The sequence below is a fragment of the Pseudarthrobacter sp. NPDC080039 genome, assembly GCF_040702335.1.
In the GTDB taxonomy this organism is placed as follows: domain Bacteria; phylum Actinomycetota; class Actinomycetes; order Actinomycetales; family Micrococcaceae; genus Arthrobacter; species Arthrobacter enclensis_A.
In genome coordinates this window covers 75,066-91,963 of record NZ_JBFBKY010000006.1, presented here as the reverse complement: position 1 = coordinate 91,963, position 16,898 = coordinate 75,066, and the positions used below count along the sequence as shown (strand labels likewise).

Annotated in this window: 15 protein-coding genes; 6 read left to right on the top strand and 9 right to left on the bottom strand. The window is 66.5% G+C overall.

All coding sequences use genetic code 11. The annotated features are described in order from the left end of the window. Nucleotides 1–48 precede the first annotated feature (48 nt). The 6 genes from AB0313_RS09280 to AB0313_RS09255 form a co-directional block, all read right to left on the bottom strand. Nucleotides 49–1,206 carry an ABC transporter ATP-binding protein gene (locus tag AB0313_RS09280; RefSeq protein WP_174237468.1) on the bottom strand — a complete coding sequence of 386 codons (1,158 nt, stop codon included), beginning with the start codon at nt 1,204–1,206 and terminating at the stop codon, nt 49–51. Continuing rightward, nucleotides 1,203–2,792, bottom strand: coding sequence for an iron ABC transporter permease (locus tag AB0313_RS09275; protein WP_366305082.1), 1,590 nt, complete (start codon nt 2,790–2,792; stop codon nt 1,203–1,205). Before AB0313_RS09275 ends, AB0313_RS09280 begins: the two co-directional genes overlap by 4 nt. A gap of 4 nt (nt 2,793–2,796) precedes the next feature. Then, nucleotides 2,797–3,849, bottom strand: a complete 1,053-nt coding sequence (locus tag AB0313_RS09270; RefSeq protein WP_141940312.1) for an iron ABC transporter substrate-binding protein — start codon at nt 3,847–3,849, stop codon at nt 2,797–2,799. 288 nt (nt 3,850–4,137) lie between these two features. Continuing rightward, nucleotides 4,138–5,871, bottom strand: a complete 1,734-nt coding sequence (gene ctaD / locus AB0313_RS09265; protein ID WP_366305282.1) for a cytochrome c oxidase subunit I — start codon at nt 5,869–5,871, stop codon at nt 4,138–4,140. A gap of 35 nt (nt 5,872–5,906) precedes the next feature. Continuing rightward, nucleotides 5,907–6,764 carry a cytochrome c oxidase subunit II gene (locus tag AB0313_RS09260; RefSeq protein WP_141940313.1) on the bottom strand — a complete coding sequence of 286 codons (858 nt, stop codon included), beginning with the start codon at nt 6,762–6,764 and terminating at the stop codon, nt 5,907–5,909. A 258-nt stretch (nt 6,765–7,022) separates the two neighbouring features. After that, the gene (locus AB0313_RS09255) at nt 7,023–7,745 is read right to left on the bottom strand and encodes a VIT family protein (RefSeq protein ID WP_141940314.1); all 723 of its coding nucleotides are present in this window, start codon (nt 7,743–7,745) and stop codon (nt 7,023–7,025) included. Nucleotides 7,746–7,927: 182 nt separating this feature from the next. Between AB0313_RS09255 and AB0313_RS09250 the strand changes: the two genes are divergently transcribed. Next, complete coding sequence (locus tag AB0313_RS09250; protein ID WP_366305079.1) at nt 7,928–9,289, top strand: phenylacetate--CoA ligase family protein; 1,362 nt, start codon at nt 7,928–7,930, stop codon at nt 9,287–9,289. A 58-nt stretch (nt 9,290–9,347) separates the two neighbouring features. On the opposite strand, the gene AB0313_RS09245 is transcribed toward AB0313_RS09250, so the two are convergent. Continuing rightward, nucleotides 9,348–9,605, bottom strand: a complete 258-nt coding sequence (locus AB0313_RS09245; RefSeq protein ID WP_366305077.1) for a hypothetical protein — start codon at nt 9,603–9,605, stop codon at nt 9,348–9,350. Between the two features lie 419 nt (nt 9,606–10,024). On the opposite strand from AB0313_RS09245, the gene AB0313_RS09240 reads away from it, so the two are divergent. After that, nucleotides 10,025–10,261 (top strand): hypothetical protein, encoded by a 237-nt coding sequence (locus tag AB0313_RS09240; protein WP_366305075.1) that lies wholly within the window; start codon nt 10,025–10,027, stop codon nt 10,259–10,261. Nucleotides 10,262–10,300: 39 nt separating this feature from the next. Here the strand turns inward: AB0313_RS09240 and AB0313_RS09235 are convergent, their stop codons facing one another. Both AB0313_RS09235 and AB0313_RS09230 read right to left on the bottom strand, forming a co-directional pair. Beyond that, nucleotides 10,301–11,986: an alkaline phosphatase family protein gene (locus AB0313_RS09235; protein ID WP_366305073.1), complete on the bottom strand. Its 1,686-nt coding sequence runs from the start codon at nt 11,984–11,986 to the stop codon at nt 10,301–10,303. A 1-nt stretch (nt 11,987) separates the two neighbouring features. After that, the gene (locus tag AB0313_RS09230) at nt 11,988–13,229 is read right to left on the bottom strand and encodes an alkaline phosphatase family protein (protein ID WP_366305071.1); all 1,242 of its coding nucleotides are present in this window, start codon (nt 13,227–13,229) and stop codon (nt 11,988–11,990) included. Nucleotides 13,230–13,483: 254 nt separating this feature from the next. Here AB0313_RS09230 and AB0313_RS09225 point away from each other — a divergent pair, with 254 nt between their 5' ends. From AB0313_RS09225 to AB0313_RS09210, 4 genes are read left to right on the top strand one after another with little or no spacing between them, the layout of a single operon-like run. Beyond that, the gene (locus AB0313_RS09225) at nt 13,484–13,840 is read left to right on the top strand and encodes an SPW repeat protein (RefSeq protein WP_141940318.1); all 357 of its coding nucleotides are present in this window, start codon (nt 13,484–13,486) and stop codon (nt 13,838–13,840) included. 15 nt (nt 13,841–13,855) lie between these two features. Further along, on the top strand, nt 13,856–14,203 hold the full coding sequence (locus AB0313_RS09220; RefSeq protein ID WP_141940319.1) for a CU044_2847 family protein: 348 nt from the start codon (nt 13,856–13,858) through the stop codon (nt 14,201–14,203). 5 nt (nt 14,204–14,208) lie between these two features. After that, on the top strand, nt 14,209–15,549 hold the full coding sequence (locus AB0313_RS09215) for a phosphoribosyltransferase family protein (protein ID WP_366305280.1): 1,341 nt from the start codon (nt 14,209–14,211) through the stop codon (nt 15,547–15,549). Next, complete coding sequence (locus AB0313_RS09210) at nt 15,546–16,889, top strand: erythromycin esterase family protein (RefSeq protein WP_307310646.1); 1,344 nt, start codon at nt 15,546–15,548, stop codon at nt 16,887–16,889. The genes AB0313_RS09215 and AB0313_RS09210 overlap by 4 nt, the downstream gene beginning before the upstream one ends. Nucleotides 16,890–16,898: the final 9 nt, after the last annotated feature.

The window sequence follows — 16,898 nt, the reverse complement described above, 5'->3', positions numbered from 1 at the left end:
CGGTGATTTTTCTGTGTCGGCGGTGCCGGGCCAGGGACGTCGGGGCGGTCAGTCCTCCACGGGGAACGCAACGGCTTCGCCCACGACCCGCAGGCACAGCTCCATGCCGGGCCGGGCGATCGAGGCGTTCCAGTGCCGGATGGTGATGACTTCTCCGCCACCCGGGTAGCGGTGGTCGGCGTGCTCCGCCACTTCCTGGGGCACGTTGAGCTTCAGCCGCACCGTGGTTTCGGGACCGAAGTAGTCGGTGTCCACCACCACACCGCGGATGGGGCCGTCCTCGGCAATGCGGATTTGTTCCGGCCGCAGCATCAGCTGCACCCGCCCCTGGGCCGGCGGGCGGCGGACGGGGATGCCGCCCAGTGAGCAGGTGGCCAGCGAGCCTTCCAGCCATGCGTCCAGGATGACGGCGTCGCCCAGGAACTCGGCGGTGGCCCGGTCTGCCGGGCGGGTGTAGACCACAAAGGGGTTGCCGATCTGTGCCAGTTTGCCGCCGCGCATCACGGCAACCTGGTCGGCGAAGGAGAGGGCTTCAGCCTGGTCGTGCGTGACCAGGATGGTGGTGACTCCTGCTTCCGCCAGGACCTTGGCCACGGCGCGGCGGGTGGCAACGCGCAGGCCCGCGTCCAGGGCGGAGAACGGCTCGTCCAGGAGCATCAGTTCCGGTTCCCGGGCCAGGGCGCGGGCCAGGGCCACGCGCTGCTGCTGCCCGCCCGAGAGCTGGTGGGGCCGGCGCTTGGCCATGGACGCATCAAGCGACACCATCTCCAGGAGTTCGGCCACGCGCGCGGCAACGGCGCGGCGGCCGCCGTCGAGCTTGGCCGGATCCAGGCCGAAGGCAACGTTCTGGCCCACCGTGAGGTGAGGGAACAGGGCACCGTCCTGGGCCACGTACCCGATCTGCCGCTTGTGCGCCGGAAGCCAGGCGCCTTCACCGGCCACGACTGTTCCGTTGAGGGAGATGCTCCCCGTGTCCGGGTGTTCAAACCCGGCGATCAGGCGCAGCAGCGTGGTCTTGCCTGAACCGGACGGGCCGACGATGGCGGTGGTCCCGCCCTTGGCCACGGACAGGTTGACGCCCTTCAGGACCGCCTGGGATCCGAAGTTCTTGGTGACGTCCGTAATCTGCAGGTGGCTGTTGGTGGTTGCTGCCACGGAGGGCGCCACCCGCGGCTCGGGCAGCCTGCGGGTTGATGGTGCTGTCACTGTCCGGCTACTTTCTTGGACTGTTGGAAGAGGAGATAGGTCATGGGGGCGGAAAGCAGGATCATCAGCAGGGCATAGGGCGCGGCGCCGGCGTAGTCGATTTCGCTGCTCTTGCTCCAGAACTCGGTGGCCAGGGTCTTGGTGCCGTTGGGGGACAGCAGCAAGGTGGCCGTCAGTTCGTTGGCGATGGCCAGGAACACCAGGGCCGCGCCGCCGGCAGCGGCCGGAGCGGTCAGCCGCAGGGTGACGCGGATGAAGGCCAGCAGCGGCGGCTTGCCCAGGGCCTGGGCTGCCTCATCCAGTTCCTTGGGGGCCTGTGCCAGCCCCGCACGGAGGTTCACCAGCGCCCTCGGGAGGAAGAGGAGCACGTAGGCTGCCACCAGCACGCCAGCCGTCTGGTAGATCCCCGGCACAACCCGGATGCTGACGGTGACGAAAGCCAGCGCCACCACGATGCCGGGCATGGAGCTGGTGACGTAGTTGGACAGTTCCAGGGACTTGCTGAACCAGCCGGGCTTCCGGACCGCGAGGTACGCCATGGGGAAGGCCACCACTACGGTGGCCAGGGCCCCGGCGAGTCCGTAGCCGAAGGTGGCAAGGAGGGCCGGAAGGAATTCGGCAGCAGTCCAGACCTCGGCCCCACCGGCCAGGATCCACTTCAGTACGTAGTACAGGGGGAGGCCGAACGCGAGGGCCGTCAGCGCCAGCAGGAAGATCTGGGCCGGCGCCTGGTAGGCGTGCAGCGGAAGCCGCAACGCCCTGCCCTGGACACCCGAGCCGATCCTCGCGTACCGGGCTGTGCCGCGGCTGCGGACCTCGGCCACCAGCAGGAGCAGGCAGAAGAACACCAGCACGCTGGCCAGCATGTTCCCGGCGGCCCCGTTAAACGTGGACCGGTACTGGGTCATGATGGCCGTGGTGAACGTATCGAACCGGATCATGGCGAACGCACCGTATTCGGCGAGCAGGTGCAGCCCCACCAGCAGGCCGCCGCCCGTCAGGGCAATGCGCATCTGGGGGAGCACCACCCGGAAGAAGGCCCGCCACGCGCCCAGTCCGAGCGCGGCGGCGGACTGCTCGATGGCGGGGTCCAGCCGGCTGAGGGTGGCTGCAGCCGGAATGTACACCAGCGGGAAGTAGGACAGGGTGGAGATCAGGATCCCCGAGCCCAGCCCGCCCAGCGACGGGATGGCCGAAACCCAGGCGTAGCTGTTCACGAACGCCGGGATTGCCAGCGGCGCGGCCAGCAGGACCGCCCAGATCCGGCGCCCGCGGAGGTTGGTCCGTTCCACCAGCCATGCCCCCGCCACGCCAAGCAGCAGGCACAGCGGGATAGTGGCGGCCATCAGGAGCAGGGTGTTGGCCAGCAGTTCCCCCACGCGCGGCCGCAGGATGAGGCCGACGGCGGTGTCCCACCCCGTCGCCACCGTCATGTAGACCACGTACCCCAGGGGGACGAGGGAGAAGAGGGCGATCAGCACCGCAAGGACGGACACCGCGGAAACGCCGAAAGGCGGGCGGGGGCTGGTGCCCCGGCCCGCCGTCGTCGTGCTCCGCCTGGAGGGAGCCGATAGATCGGTGGTCACGGAATTAGAGGAGTCCGGCCTGGGTCATCAGATCGCTGACCTTCTGGGAGTTGAGCTTGGCTGCGTCAACCTTGGGGGCCTGCAGGTCCTTGATGGGAACCAGCTTGTCGTTGGCGGGCACATCGGATCCGATGGCGTACTCGAAGGACGTTCCGTTCTTCAACACTTCCTGCCCCTTCTTGCCGGTGATGAACTTCAGGAATGCCTGCGCAGCGGCAGCATTTTTGGAGGACTTGAGCACGCCGCCGCCGGAGACGGACAGGAACGCGCCCGGGTCTTCGTTCTTGAAGTAGTACGGCGTGACGTTGTTGGAGTTCTCGCCGGTCTTGGCCTGGTCGCCATAGTAGTAGTAGTGGTAAATCAGCGCAGCATCAACTTCACCGGCGTTGACCGCTTTCATGGCCGTGCTGTTTCCCTTGTACGCCTTGGAGTTGTCCTTCATGGCCTTCAGCCAGTCCTCGGTGGCGCTTTCGCCCTTGAGTTCAAGCAGGGCCGAGACGATGGCCTGGAAGTCGGCGCCCGTGGGGGAGGCGGCCCAGCGGCCCTTCCACTCGGGCTTGGCCAGGTCCAGCATGGACTTGGGCAGCTGGTCCTCCGTGAGCTTGGTCTTGTTGTACACCAGGACGGTGGAGCGGGCGGCGATGCCCGTCCACTTGCCGGTGGACGGCGAGAACTGGGCAGGGACCTGGGCCAGGGTGTCCTTGTTGACGTCGGCGAACAGGCCGGCGTTCTCCACCTGAGTCATGGCGGGGGAGTTCTCGGTCAGGAAGACATCGGCGGGGGATGCCTGGCCTTCCTGGATGATCTGGTTGGACATCTCGGTGTCATCGCCCTGGCGGAGGGTCACCTTGATGCCGGTTTCCGCGGTGAAGGCGTCCACCCATTCCTTGGTGAGGCTCTCGTGCTGGGCGTTGTACACCGTGATCTCGCCGGAGGGGGCGCCGTTGGAAGCGGCGCTGTTGCCGCCGGCCGGGGTGCCGCCGCCGCAGGCGGTCAGGCCAAGAGCTGCGGTGGCGGCGAGTGCGATACCTGCCAGCGCGCTGTTGCGGATCTTCATTGAGGCTGCTTTCGGTGGGGAAAAAAGTCTGCTTGAACCTAGGTCCTATTAGGCAACATGAATGTTGCCTATGTCAGAAAACTGTAGGGTAGGCAAACCTAAGCACCAAGCTGGAAAGCGCTTTAAGTGACGAGGTTCACATCAATTACGAAAGCATGGCGTGACGTAATTCGATGCAGGGTGGGGAAGTGTGATGTGCTGCGCAAAAGCCCCGGCGCCGCCCTGATTTGGGCAGCGCCGGTGCTTTTGCGCGTCGAAAAGTGATTGCCGTGTCGCGAAGCAGCTCCGCTACTTGTTGGGGTTGGGGTCGTGGAGGTCCTGTTCGCCGATGTCGGCCGCGCCCAGGAGGCCCTCCGCGGGAGCGTCCCCGGACGGATGCACGCGCACGCTCAACTCGGGGTGGTGCAGATCCAGGGCAGGGCGCTCGGAGCGGATCCGGGGGAGCGAGGTGAAGTTGTGGCGTGGCGGCGGACAGGATGTGGCCCACTCAAGTGAGGCGCCGAAGCCCCAGGGGTCGTCCACCGTGACTTTCTTCCCGGCCCGCCACGTGATGTAGACGTTCCAGAAGAACGGGATGAGGGAGGCCCCCAGCAGGTAGGAGCCGATGGTGGAGAACTGGTTCATCCAGGTGAAGTTGTCCTCCGGCATGTAGTCGGCGTACCGGCGGGGCATGCCCAGGACGCCGAGCCAGTGCTGGATGAGGAAGGTGGCGTGGAAGCCCAGGAAGAGCATCCAGAAGTGGATCTTGCCCAGGCGCTCGTTGAGCATGGTGCCCGTGAACTTGGGCCACCAGAAGTAGAAGCCGGCGAACATGGCGAACACCACGGTGCCGAACACCACGTAGTGGAAGTGCGCCACCACGAAGTAGGAGTCCGAGACGTGGAAGTCCATGGGCGGCGAGGCCAGGATGATGCCGGTGAGGCCGCCGAAGAGGAACGTGGCCAGGAAGCCCATGCTCCACAACATGGGGGTCTCGAACGTCAGCGACCCGCCCCACATGGTGCCGATCCAGTTGAAGAACTTCACGCCCGTGGGCACCGCGATCAGCATGGTCATGAAGGCGAAGAACGGCAGGAAGATGGCGCCGGTGACGTACATGTGGTGCGCCCACACGGTCACTGACAGAGCGGCGATCGCGATGGTGGCGTAGACAATGCCCTTATAGCCGAACAAGGGCTTGCGGCTGAAGACCGGGAAGATCTCCGAGACGATGCCGAAGAACGGCAGCGCGATGATGTACACCTCGGGGTGCCCGAAGAACCAGAACAGGTGCTGCCAGAGAATGGCTCCGCCGTTGGCGGGATCGAAGATGTGCGCACCGAACTTGCGGTCCGCACCCAGGGCGAACAGGGCGGCGGCGAGCGGCGGGAAGGCCATGAGCACCAGGATGGCGGTGACCAGGGTGTTCCACGTGAAGATGGGCATCCGCCACATGGTGAGCCCCGGGGCGCGCATGCAGATGATGGTGGTGATGAAGTTGACCGAGCCCAGGATGGTGCCGAAGCCGGACAGTGCCAGCCCGAAGACCCACAGGTCTCCGCCGATGCCGGGGGTGAACGTGGTGTTGGACAGCGGTGCGTAGGCAAACCAGCCAAAGGACGCAGCACCTTGGGGGGTGATGAACCCGGATACGGCGATGGTGGAGCCGAACAGGAAGAACCAGAACGCCAGCGCATTCAGGCGGGGGAACGCCACGTCGGGGGCGCCGATCTGCAGCGGCATGATCACGTTGGCAAACCCGGCGAACAGCGGGGTGGCGAACATCAGCAGCATGATGGTGCCGTGCATGGTGAACAGCTGGTTGTATTGCTCCTTGGTCTGCAGGATCTGCATGCCGGGCTCGAACAGCTCGGCGCGGATCAGCAGCGCCATCACGCCGCCCGCGCAGAAGAACACGAATGACGCGATCAGGTACATGTAGCCGATGGTCTTGTGGTCAGTCGAGGTGATCCAGTTGACCACAATGGTGCCTTTGGGGCGCCGGACCACTGCCGGCGCAGCCGTGGCCGCGGTTCCGCCCATTCTCTGGCCTGTGGTGGTCATTGCGGTGCCGTCCTTTACTCTGCTGGTTCCGGAAGCTGCGGTGCCGGGGCTGACTGCGGCTGCCTCACGAAGTCGCTGCCGAGGCTTCCGGTATTGCCCTTTGCCCTCAAATCGGCGATGTGGCTGTCATACTCCTGCTGGCTGACCACTTTGACTTTGAAGAGCATCTCGGAATGGTATTCCCCGCATAGCTCGGCGCACTTGCCCATGTATTCGCCCGTGCGGTTGGGCGTGATGTCGATGTAGGGGTTGTACTGTTCGTGGCCCGGGTAGAGGTCGCGCTTCTGCAGGAAATCCACCACCCAGAAGGAATGCTGCACGTCACGGGACTGCAGGTGCAGTTCCACTTTCTTTCCCACCGGCAGATAAAGGGTGGGAAGCCGGTCCGGGGCACCGTAGTCGCCGGTCAGGTGGGCCTGCTGGCCCGCGTCCTCGTGGACCTGTTCCTTGACGTAGTTGAAATCCCATGACCACTGTTTGCCGAAAACATCGATCACCACGTCAGGGTTGGGATAGCGTTCGTCGATGGCCCGCTGATCCCGGTCTGTGAAAACGAACAGGACGCCGATGACGATCAGCGGAACTGCCAGGTAGAACACTTCCAGCGGAAGGTTGTAGCTCAACTGTGCGGGGAAGCCCACCGTGTTCTTCCTGCGCCGGTAGGCCACGATGACCCAAATCATGAGACCCCAGGTGATGATGCCCACCGTGAGTGCGGCGATCCAGGAGTTGACCCACAGGTCCATGATGAGCGGCGTTTTGTCTGTGGTCCCGCGGTCTCCGGGCAGGAAGCCGCGGGAGACCAGGTCCGAACAGGAGGTCAGTGCCGGCAGGGAGAGAAGGCCCGCGGCCAGTGCCGCGAACCGACGCATGCTGTGGTTTTTGGATGGTCTTCTACCCACAATGGTCCCTCCGGCATGCTCCAGAAGCCCAACTGCATGAGCCCACCACGGCCCCTGGGGGCAGCGGTTGTGTGCCCCACCCTACGCGCGGAGGATCCTGATGTGAAGAGGTTTGGCTGCGTCTGGGAATTGGCTGGGAGCACGCAGTGCCCGGGCTCGGAAACGGCGTTACGCCGTCATACCTTTTGCCGCCTGGAGGGTGAGCAGTCAGCGGGTCGCGGCCGAGGGTCAGGCGATTCCCGTGGTGCCCAGCAGGCTTCCCACCGCGAAGGTGAAGGCCATGGCCAGCGCACCGCCCACCACGAGGCGGAGGGTGGCCTTGCGCTTGGAGCTGCCGCCGATCTTGGCGCTGACAGTGCCGGTGAGGGCGAGCGCCAGGATGACGGCGACGAACGTGACCGGGATGCGGGCTTGTTCGGGCGGGAAGATGATGGCCAGCATGGGCAGGATGGCACCGACGGTGAAGGCGATGGCGGAGGCGAATGCGGCATGCCAGGGGCTGACCACTTCCTCTTCGTCAATGTTCAGTTCCGCGGACAGGTGCGCCTTCAGCGCGTCCTTCGCGGTCAGCTCTTCGGCCACGGTCCGTGCGGTGGCTTCGCTGAGGCCCTTGGCCTGGTAGATGTGGGCAAGTTCTTCGAGTTCGCCCTCCGGGTCATCCCGGAGTTCCTGGCGTTCCTTCTCAATGAGGGCCCGCTGGCTGTCGCTCTGGCTGCTCACGGACACGTATTCGCCGAGGGCCATGGACACCGCACCGCCCACCACCGCGGCGGTGCCCGCCACCAGGATGGGTGCAAGGTCGTTGGTCACGCCCGCGACGCCCACCACTGTGGCCGCCACGGAGACGATGCCGTCGTTGGCGCCCAGGACGCCGGCGCGCAGCCAGTTCAGGCGCGCTGCCACGCTGCTGTCGTGCGGCTCGTTGCGGCTCAGCTTGAGAGTTTCAGACATGCTGGCAGTAAACCACCGCGGGATTCCCTTCGCCACGAAGGTTTGCATCCCCTAACAGCCGCGGCCGGAGCGGGGGCGTCAGGCCGGGGCGTGGACTTTGGTCCGCGGGAGCCGACTTTCGGCCCTTGCTGTGGCGTGCCTGCCCGCAAGAAGCTGGAAGCGTTCCCATTGAAGGATCTGCCATGGACGTCCGCATCCTCTCGCAGGTGCTGTACCTGCGGGCAACGTGGCGCCAAAGGGACGGGTGGGACGCCGCCCGCATCGCCGCCCACCAGGAACAGGCGCTGCACCTGCTTCGCGCCGCCACCTATGCCGGATCGGAGTTTTACCGCCGCCGGCATGCCGGACTGCATGACGCGCCGCTCACAGAGTTGCCGCCCGTTACCAAAGCGGAGTTGATGGAGAACTTTGACGAAGCGGTTACCACCCCGGACTTGAGGCTGGCCGATCTCGAAGCCCATCTGCGCTTCCTCACCCAAAGCGGAGGTGACCCCGCCCGGCCGTTCAGGGGGCGATGGCGGGTTGCCGCGACAGCCGGGACCTCCGGGCGGCGGGGAATTTTTGCCTGGAACCGCTCCGAGTGGGCGTCCGTCCTGGCATCGTACGCCCGCGTCAATGATTGGGCGGGCGTCGCCACCGTCCCGGGTAAACCTGTGAAAATGGCGCTGGTCAGTTCCCGGGTGCCCACCCACCAGTCCGCCGTCGTCGGTGCATCCCTGGCCTCACGCTTCGTGCCGACGCTGCGCCTCGACGTCACCGCGCCCATGGACGAAACCGTCAGCGCCTTGAATGCCTTCCAGCCCCGGGTGCTGGTGGGCTACGCCTCGGCCTTGAGGCCGCTGGCGGCCGAACAACGGGAGGGACGGCTGCACATCGCACCCGCGGGCGTCATGTCGGCCTCCGAAGTACTCACTGCCCAGGCGGCGGCGGAGATGCAGGACGCGTGGGGAAGTGCACCGTTCGACATATACGCCGCCACCGAAACGGCCGGGATCGCCTCGCCCTGCGTTTACCGCAACCGGCATGTCTACGAGGATCTGGTCATCGTGGAGCCCGTGGACCGCGGCGGCAGCCCGGTCCCGCCGGGAACAACCGGCGCGAAACTGCTGGTGACCGTGCTGTTCTCCCGTACCCTGCCGCTGATCCGCTACGAAATGTCGGACACCGTCCGCTTGGACGGGCGTGGCTGCCCCTGCGGCCGGTCCTTCAGCCTCTTGGAGGACATTGAAGGCCGCATGGAGGACGTCCTCCAGCTGCCGGGCAGGAAGGGCAGTGCCAGCATCCACCCCAACGTGTTCCACGCCGCGCTCGACGACGTGGCCACCTCAGGCTGGCAGGTCATCCAGGACCCTTCCGGCCTGCGCGTCCTCGTCGCGGGGATCACGCCCGGGCATACCACGGCCGGCATCCGGGCGGCAGTGGCAGCAGCACTAGCCGGGGCAGGAGCGTCACCGCTTCCGATTGACGTGCAGGTGGTGGATCGGCTCGAACGGACTGCCTTGGGTAAGGCGCCCTTCGTCCGGGCACTGCGGCCACGGGCATGACCTTGAACTATAGACACAGCCAGGGCTCACCCCGGGACCGGGCTCGCCTGCTCCGGAATCATGCCACGGCCGGGTAGCTGCTGAGAATGTAGTCGGCCGCGGCGGGGCCGGTCATCCGCAGCCCGGAGTTCCGGATGTCCACGCCGCAGCGCAGCATTCCGGCACGGAAGGCCTGGTCCGGTTTGGGGGTCAGTCCGTGGAGTTCCGCCCAACTGACGTAAAGGCCGTAAAGGCAGTCGGGGCCGAGGCGTGAGTCGCCGGAGGGATCGGGGGTGGTTGCTTCATTCAGGAATTGCTGGAAATGCGAGGCGGACATGCCCATGCTCTTTCGCTCTTGCATAATATGCTGCCGTTCGGCTACAGCAGCTGCTCCCGCTGGGCCTTTGCAGAAGGGCCCGGGAGGGCGGGCGTGGCGCCCGTCACATCCCCAAATTTACCCGTGAGTAGGAGTGAAGTTCAACGGGGCCGGGCCGGCACTGCGGCCCACCGCTTTCAACGTGTTTATACGCGTGCCTATCGTGATGGTCCTTTGGTGGTGAGCAGAGTCCCTTGGGCAGGCGGCACCGGTCCGTTTGCGCGCACTTGCAAGGAAGCAAGGGAGAGGGGACGACGGCGATGGACACCTACGGCAATGACCTGACCGGCGGGGCGGGAGCAGGAGGCGGACGTTCGGAATAGAGGAGGAACTGCTCCTGGTGAATCCGGCCAACGGGGAGGCTGTGCCCATGGCCCGCGTTGCTGAACCCCGTGGGCGTCAGGGTGGCCGCGCTGGGCACCTCACCGCTGCCCGCCAACCCGCACCCCGTGCAGCTGCGGCGGTTCAAGGCCATGGCGGAGGAATACGGGCTGACGGCACGCGAACAGCTCGCAGACGGCACCGGCGCAGTCCGCCAGCTGGAGGTGCTGCACCGCACCGGGGACCTGCAGCGGTTGGTGGAGGACGCGGCGAACTGCACCGTGGCCGGGTCCTGAGCCACCCAACCAACCCAGGGACCAACCCTGGGGCCACGCTCAGTACGTGGTGGCGTTGGGCAGGATCAACGGCGGCAGCGGTGCCTGGTTGAAGTCGAAGGATTTGGCCAGGTCGCCCAGCTGCGGGTTGGCTTCGCGGACATCCGGGCGGGGATCCGGCCGGCCATCGGTGGCGGGATCGATGCGCTCGCCGCCCAGGAAGTCGTCCTCAATGAACTTGAAGTAGGCGTCCTGGCTGAGGACCTGGTGGTCGATGTACCCCTTCCTGGCGTAAGGACTGATGACCAGGGCCGGGACGCGCAGCCCGTAGCCGTTGTTGTCCACCACCGGCGGGGTTTCGTGGTCGTAGAACCCGCCCCAGTCGTCCCAGTTGAGGAAGATGGCGGTGCTGTTCCAGTCCGGCCCGCTCATGACCGCGTTGATCAGCCCTGCCACGTACGCCTGGCCGGTGCTGATCTTGGCTGGGGGATGTTCGCTGACCTTGTCCGTGGGCGACACCCAGGTGACGGCGGGCAGCGTGCCTTTCCGCGCGGCGTCGTAGAACCCGCTCAACGGCTGGACGTTGCCCTGTTCGCCATCCTCCTTGACCGTGTCGAAGTACAGCAGCGGATTCCACAGGCCCGGGGTTTTTGCGTCCTGCTTGACCGGATCACAGGTGGCGGCATCGTTGCGGCAGTCTGGTTCGGTCCCGTTGAACACGTAGTAGGCCCAGGACACCTGGTGCTTGTGGAGCAGGAATGTCAGGTCCGTCCAGGCGTAGTCCGGCAGGTCCAGCTTCTTGGCAGCCTCGGTGAGCTTCTTCTTCAGGTCCGGAGACACGGGCGCCGCATCCACTGCCGCCTGGCAGACCGCGTAGGAATCGGTGGGCTTGCAGCTGGTGCCGATCAGCTGGTCGATCTGCGCCGCGAGGGCCGGATCGATGTCGGCGGCTTCCAGCGCCTCCCGGCAGGGGTCCAGGTCCATTCCGGCCTGGCACTGTCCGATCAGGGTGTTCTTGATCATCTGCGGCTCCGGGACCGGGTCCGGGTCCTGCAGGGCGTTTACGCACGACGTCGGGTCCCCGGCCTTGCTGCACTTGGCCGACCACTCAGAGACCAGATACAGGTGCGCCGGCAGGCTCCAGGAAGCCGCGGAGGCGAACATGTGGTCCTGGAGGGTGAAGTTCTGCGCGTAGGTCCAGTAGTTGGGCAGGTCCCGCCCGTCGTGGTATCCCATCACATCATTGGGCATGTTGTCGGTGTACTGACATTTGGCGCTGCCGGCGCCGCAGCCGGACAGGCCTTTCTCCGCCTGGGCCACGAATCCGTCCATGGCCCCGCCGTTGATGTCCATCGTGGCGTCGGTATGGCTGTGTGGTCCGCCGGCATTGCTGTCCGCGGAGTTGTAGAAGGGCTTGGTGCAGCCGCCGTCGGCAGGGTCGGGAAGGCACACGGCAGGCGTCCCGTCCTTCATGGGGATCCCGTCAGCGCCCGGGTAGGTTCCGAAATAGCTGTCGAAGGACCTGTTTTCCTGGGTGATGATCACCACGTGCTTGATCTTGCCGATCCCGGTGCCGGAATCCGGCTCCCCTGCGGGAACGGCCGGTGCCACCGTGGCGGGCGATGGTGATGCGGGGAGGCCGGCGTGAAAGGCCGTGGGAAGGACGACGGCAAGGAGTACCAAAGCGAGCACTGCCGCACCTGCCAGCACGGCGGCCCGCCGTCGTCCGTTCTGCCATAACTTCACGTCAGGACTCCTTACGGTAAACGTCGTCGCCAAAGGTATTGACGCCCGGGTCGCCGGCCAGCCCCAGGCGGGGGAGGTGGAACAAGTCCTCGATGGTGGCCAGCAGGCTGTAGTGGTTGTACGGAGTGGTCGAGGAGGTACCCGCCTTGCCGAACGGGGACAGGACCAGCGCGCCCACCTGTCCTCCTGCCGTTCCACCCGCCGGGGCGCTGCCCGGATCGGTGGAATCCGTTTCGTTGCCCTCGGCCTCGTCGAAAGTGATCACCAGCATCCCGTCCTGCTTGTAGGCGGGCGAAGCCAGGATGGCCGGCACCTGCTCCTTAAGCCAGCTGTCCGCCGCCGCCAGGCCACCCTCGGAGCCGTCGATGCAGGTGTCGTCATGCCCGTCATGGCACAGGTTGGGCGAGATGTAGGCCAGGTTGGGGGTGGTGGCCACGGTTTTCAGGTCGTCATGGAGCGCGGAGAAGTTGACCACGTTCGCCGCGCAGTCCGGAGACGACGTGATGGACCGGAAGTACACGAAGGGGTTGTGGTGCGTGGAATACTGCTCCTCCGGGGTGGCCTTGATGTGGTCATCCGCCTCGCCCAGGACCGGATGCTCGCACGGCTGCTGCATGTCCTCCATGTAGCCCTTCCACGTCTTGCCCTGCGCGGTGAGCTGCCCGGCCAGGGTCTGGGTGTCCTGGGGGTAGACACAGCCGTCGCCCTGCAGAGCGCCGTCCGGGTCGGTGCCAGTGGCGATGAATTCCGTATAGGTATGGCAGTCGCCCACCGTGCTGTCGTTGGGGCGCTGTCCGGAGATCTGGGCCAGGTAGTTGGGCAACGAGTTGTGGGCCACGCCGTAGTAGTTCTTCAGCAGCACGCCTTTCTTGCGAAGCGTGCCGGACAGGTACGGGGCCGCGGAGTTGTCCCCCCAAACACTGGAGTATCCCTTGTTCTCCAGATTGATCACGAAGATGTGCCGTGGGGTCCCGGCTGCCTTTGCTGAGTCCGCGGGTTTGGTGCCGGTGCCCGCCCCGGCGGTGGAGCTTGGGGATGCCTCGCTGCCAGGCGGCGTGGTTTCACCCTGCGTCGGTGGGGCGCTGGCGGACGGGGCGGGCGAGGGCCGGGGAGCAGGGGGCTGGCAGGCGACCAGCCCGGTCAGCACCAGGGCCAGCATGGGGAGCGCCGCAAGTGACGGCAGCACGCGCCCCGGGGAGCGCCACCGCCTTTTGGCGGATGGGCGGCCTGGTCTCTGGTTCACGCGCGGCCCCTGCTGTCCGATACCGAAAATTTACGTCCCAGCGTTGGCCACACTCTTGCATACCGGAACCCCGTTTTGCAGGGGGGAGAAGCTGTGAGTTGGCAGTGAATCGGGGCAGTGCCACACGCCCTTGGCCGTAGGTCTTTCTGCCCTACAAGGTCCGTGCCGGCAGGCGTTGACTTATATCGCGGGAACCCAAGGCCCGCCGGGCGGAGCCGCACTGGGCGGCCGCCTGAACCAGAAAGGAAAGTTCAGTGAAGAAGTGGTATCGGTGGCAGGACTACGCAACGGTTGCCGCCGGACTCTTTACCGCGGTGGCGGTCCTGTTCACGCGGCAGCAAAACATGTCCACCACCCTCATGCTCGTCTTCGGCGGGCTCCTGGTGGTCAGTGGCATCATCAACCTGGCCATGCCGGGAACACCGGCCATGGAATACGTGCAGGCCATCCTCGCAGCAGGACTGGTCCTCTCGCCATGGCTCGGTTCGTACACGGGCGCGACAGGCGCCGCCTGGACGTCTTGGATCGCAGGGGCGGTGGCACTGGTGGTAACAGCGGTGGCCATTAAACCCAGCACCGACGTCCGCCGGACCTACCGCGTCTCGCATTAGCAAAGGGAATCCGCCATGACCGAAGTGCTGCGCTACGAAGTGGGATCCGGCACCGTGCTCGTCGAGGCCGCCGATGACAGCTACGGCGTGGACCATCCGGCGCGGAACGAGCAGGGGATCCTGGACACGGGACGGCGGCTGGAGGACGCGCTTGCCAGCGTCCGTCCGGCGGCCCGCGCGGCACTGGAGGCCATGGCGGAACTTACCCCCGAACACATCGAGATCGAGTTCGGGGTAAAGCTTGCGGGGGACGCAGGGGCGGTGATTGCCAGGAGCAGTTCTGATGCCCACTTCGTCCTCCGCATGTCCTGGGCTCCCGCGGCGGCTGTCCCGCCCGGTGAAGAAATCACGCATGGCGGGTGACGGTGATGGTTGTTTTTCATGACAGGTCCGACGCCGGGCGGCGGCTGGGCAAACGGCTCGCCGCCCTGCGCGGACGGGACGTGGTGGTGCTGGGCCTGCCCCGTGGCGGTGTTCCCGTGGCATTCGAGGTGGCAAAGGCCCTGGACGCGCCGCTGGACGTAATTGTGGTCCGGAAACTGGGGGTTCCCTTCCAGCCGGAGGTGGCCATGGGGGCCATCGGGGAAGGCAACGTCCGGGTCCTGGATCCGCGCACCATCTCAATGGCCCGCGTGTCCCAGGAAGACCTGCAGCAGGTGGAACGGCAGGAACGGGCCCTGTTGGAAAGCAGGGTGGCCCGGTTCCGCCAGGGACGCCCGCGCATTGATCTTGCCGGCCGCACGGTGGTCATTGTGGATGACGGCATTGCCACGGGCTCCACCGCCAGGGCAGCCTGCCAGGTGGCCCGCCACCTCGGCGCGGCGAAGGTGATCCTCGCTGTGCCTGTTGCCCCCGCCCGGGCCATCGTGGAGCTTAAGGAGCCGGACGACGTCGTCTGCCTCCTCTCGCCCCAGGAATTCCAGGCGGTGGGCTACTACTACCACGACTTTTCGCCCACGGAGGATGGTGAGGTGGTGCAGCTTCTGGACGCCGCCGCCTCTCCGCCGTCCCCACGGGGTGCGGAAGGCGGCGACGGGAGCCTGGAGGATGAGGTGGAAATCCCGTCAGGAATGGCCGTGCTGCGGGGCAGCCTCTACCTGCCGGCCAGGTGCGACGGAACCGTCCTCTTCGCCCACGGCAGCGGCAGCAGCCGGCACAGCCCGCGCAACCGCTTCGTGGCCTCCGTACTGCACGGCGCAGGCCTGGGCACCCTGCTCCTTGACCTGCTCACTCCGGAGGAGGAGGTCAACCGCGCCAACGTGTTCGACATCGGCCTGCTGGCGCAGCGGCTTTCCTCCGCGACCCACTGGCTGGAAGCGCGCCATGACGGCTCCGCGGGGCGGATCGGCTACTTCGGGGCCAGCACCGGCGCAGCGGCGGCGCTGTGGGCCGCCGCCGAGCCGGGAGCCCAGATAGCCGCCGTGGTTTCCCGCGGCGGACGGCCCGATCTTGCCGGCCCCCGGCTCGCCGCTGTAAGGGCCCCCACGCTCCTGATCGTAGGCGGCGCCGATACCCAGGTGCTGGCCCTCAACCGCCAGGCGATGGCCAGCATGCAGGCACCCACCCGGCTGGAGATCGTCCCCGGCGCCACCCACCTCTTCGAGGAACCGGGCACCCTTGCCACGGCGGCCACCCTTGCCGCGGACTGGTTCCGGCACTACCTCCTGCCGGCACCGGTGGGGCGGTCCATGCCGGAGGCCAAGGGATGAACGCCTCCCGTGACACCGGCGGCCGGTGGGCCGAGCCCCCCGCCGAACGTGCTGCCGAAGCCGCCCAGATCCGCAGCCTCGCCCACCCGCTCGCCACCGCTGACGACCTGGAACCCCTCGTCCGCCTCGCTGCCCCGGCCCGCTTCGTCTGCCTGGGCGAGGCATCGCACGGCACCCGGGAGTACTACCACTGGCGGGCCCTGCTCAGCAGGCGGCTCATTGAGGAGTACGGCTTCACCTGGATCGGTGTGGAGGGCGACTGGCCGGACTGCTGGCGCATCAACCGCTGGGTCAGGGGGGAAACCGGCCAGGACATGGACGCCCGCCAACTGCTGGCCGGTTTTGAACGTTGGCCCACCTGGATGTGGGCCAACCAGGAGGTGGCCGAATTCCTTGAGTGGCTCCGGAAATGGAACCTGCGCCTGCCGGAACACCAGCGGACGGGCTTCTATGGCCTTGACGTGTACTCGCTCTGGGATTCACTGCGGGAGATCTTCTCGTGGCTGGAGGAGAACGCCAGCGAGGCGCTTCCGGCGGCGCTGCACGCGTGGCACTGCTTCATCCCGTTCCGCGAGGACCCGCAGCGGTATGCCCTGAGCAACCGTCTTGTGCCGCAGTCCTGTGAAGCGGACGTGGTGGCACTGCTGGCCGAAGTGCGGCGGCGGACACTGCACCGGATGCAGGACGACCCGGCCGCCTTCGACGCCATCCAGAACGCCATCGTGGCCACCAACGCCGAACGCTACTACCGCACCATGGTGCGCGGCGACCAACAGTCCTGGAACATCCGCGACCACCACATGAGTGACACCATCGACCGGCTCGCCCGGCACCACGGGCCGGAATCGAAGGGCCTGGTGTGGGCGCACAACACGCACGTGGGGGACGCCCGGGCCACGGACATGGCCCGCGACGGCATGGTCAACATCGGCCAGCTGGTCCGCCAGCGGCACCCTGGCGAGGTGGTACTGGCCGGGTTCGCCTCCTACGCCGGGTCAGTCACCGCCGCCGAGTCCTGGGGCTCCCCGGAATGGGTGATGGACGTTCCGGCCGCTGTCCACGGAAGCCACGAGGAGCTCCTCAATGAGGCGCTTCGGGAGCCGGCGGTCCTGGTGTTCGGGCCGGACAGGACCGGGCCGTGGCTGGAGTCCTGGCGCGGCCACCGGGCTATCGGGGTGGTGTACAACCCGCACCGGGAGAGGGGCAACTACGTGCCCACCCGGATGGGGGAACGCTACGACGCACTGTTCTGGCATCCGCGGACCGAGTCGTTGCGGCCGCTGCACCACGAATACCAGCCCGGTGAACCGGAGCTGGAGACCGAGCCCACGGGCTTCTAGCCATGACCG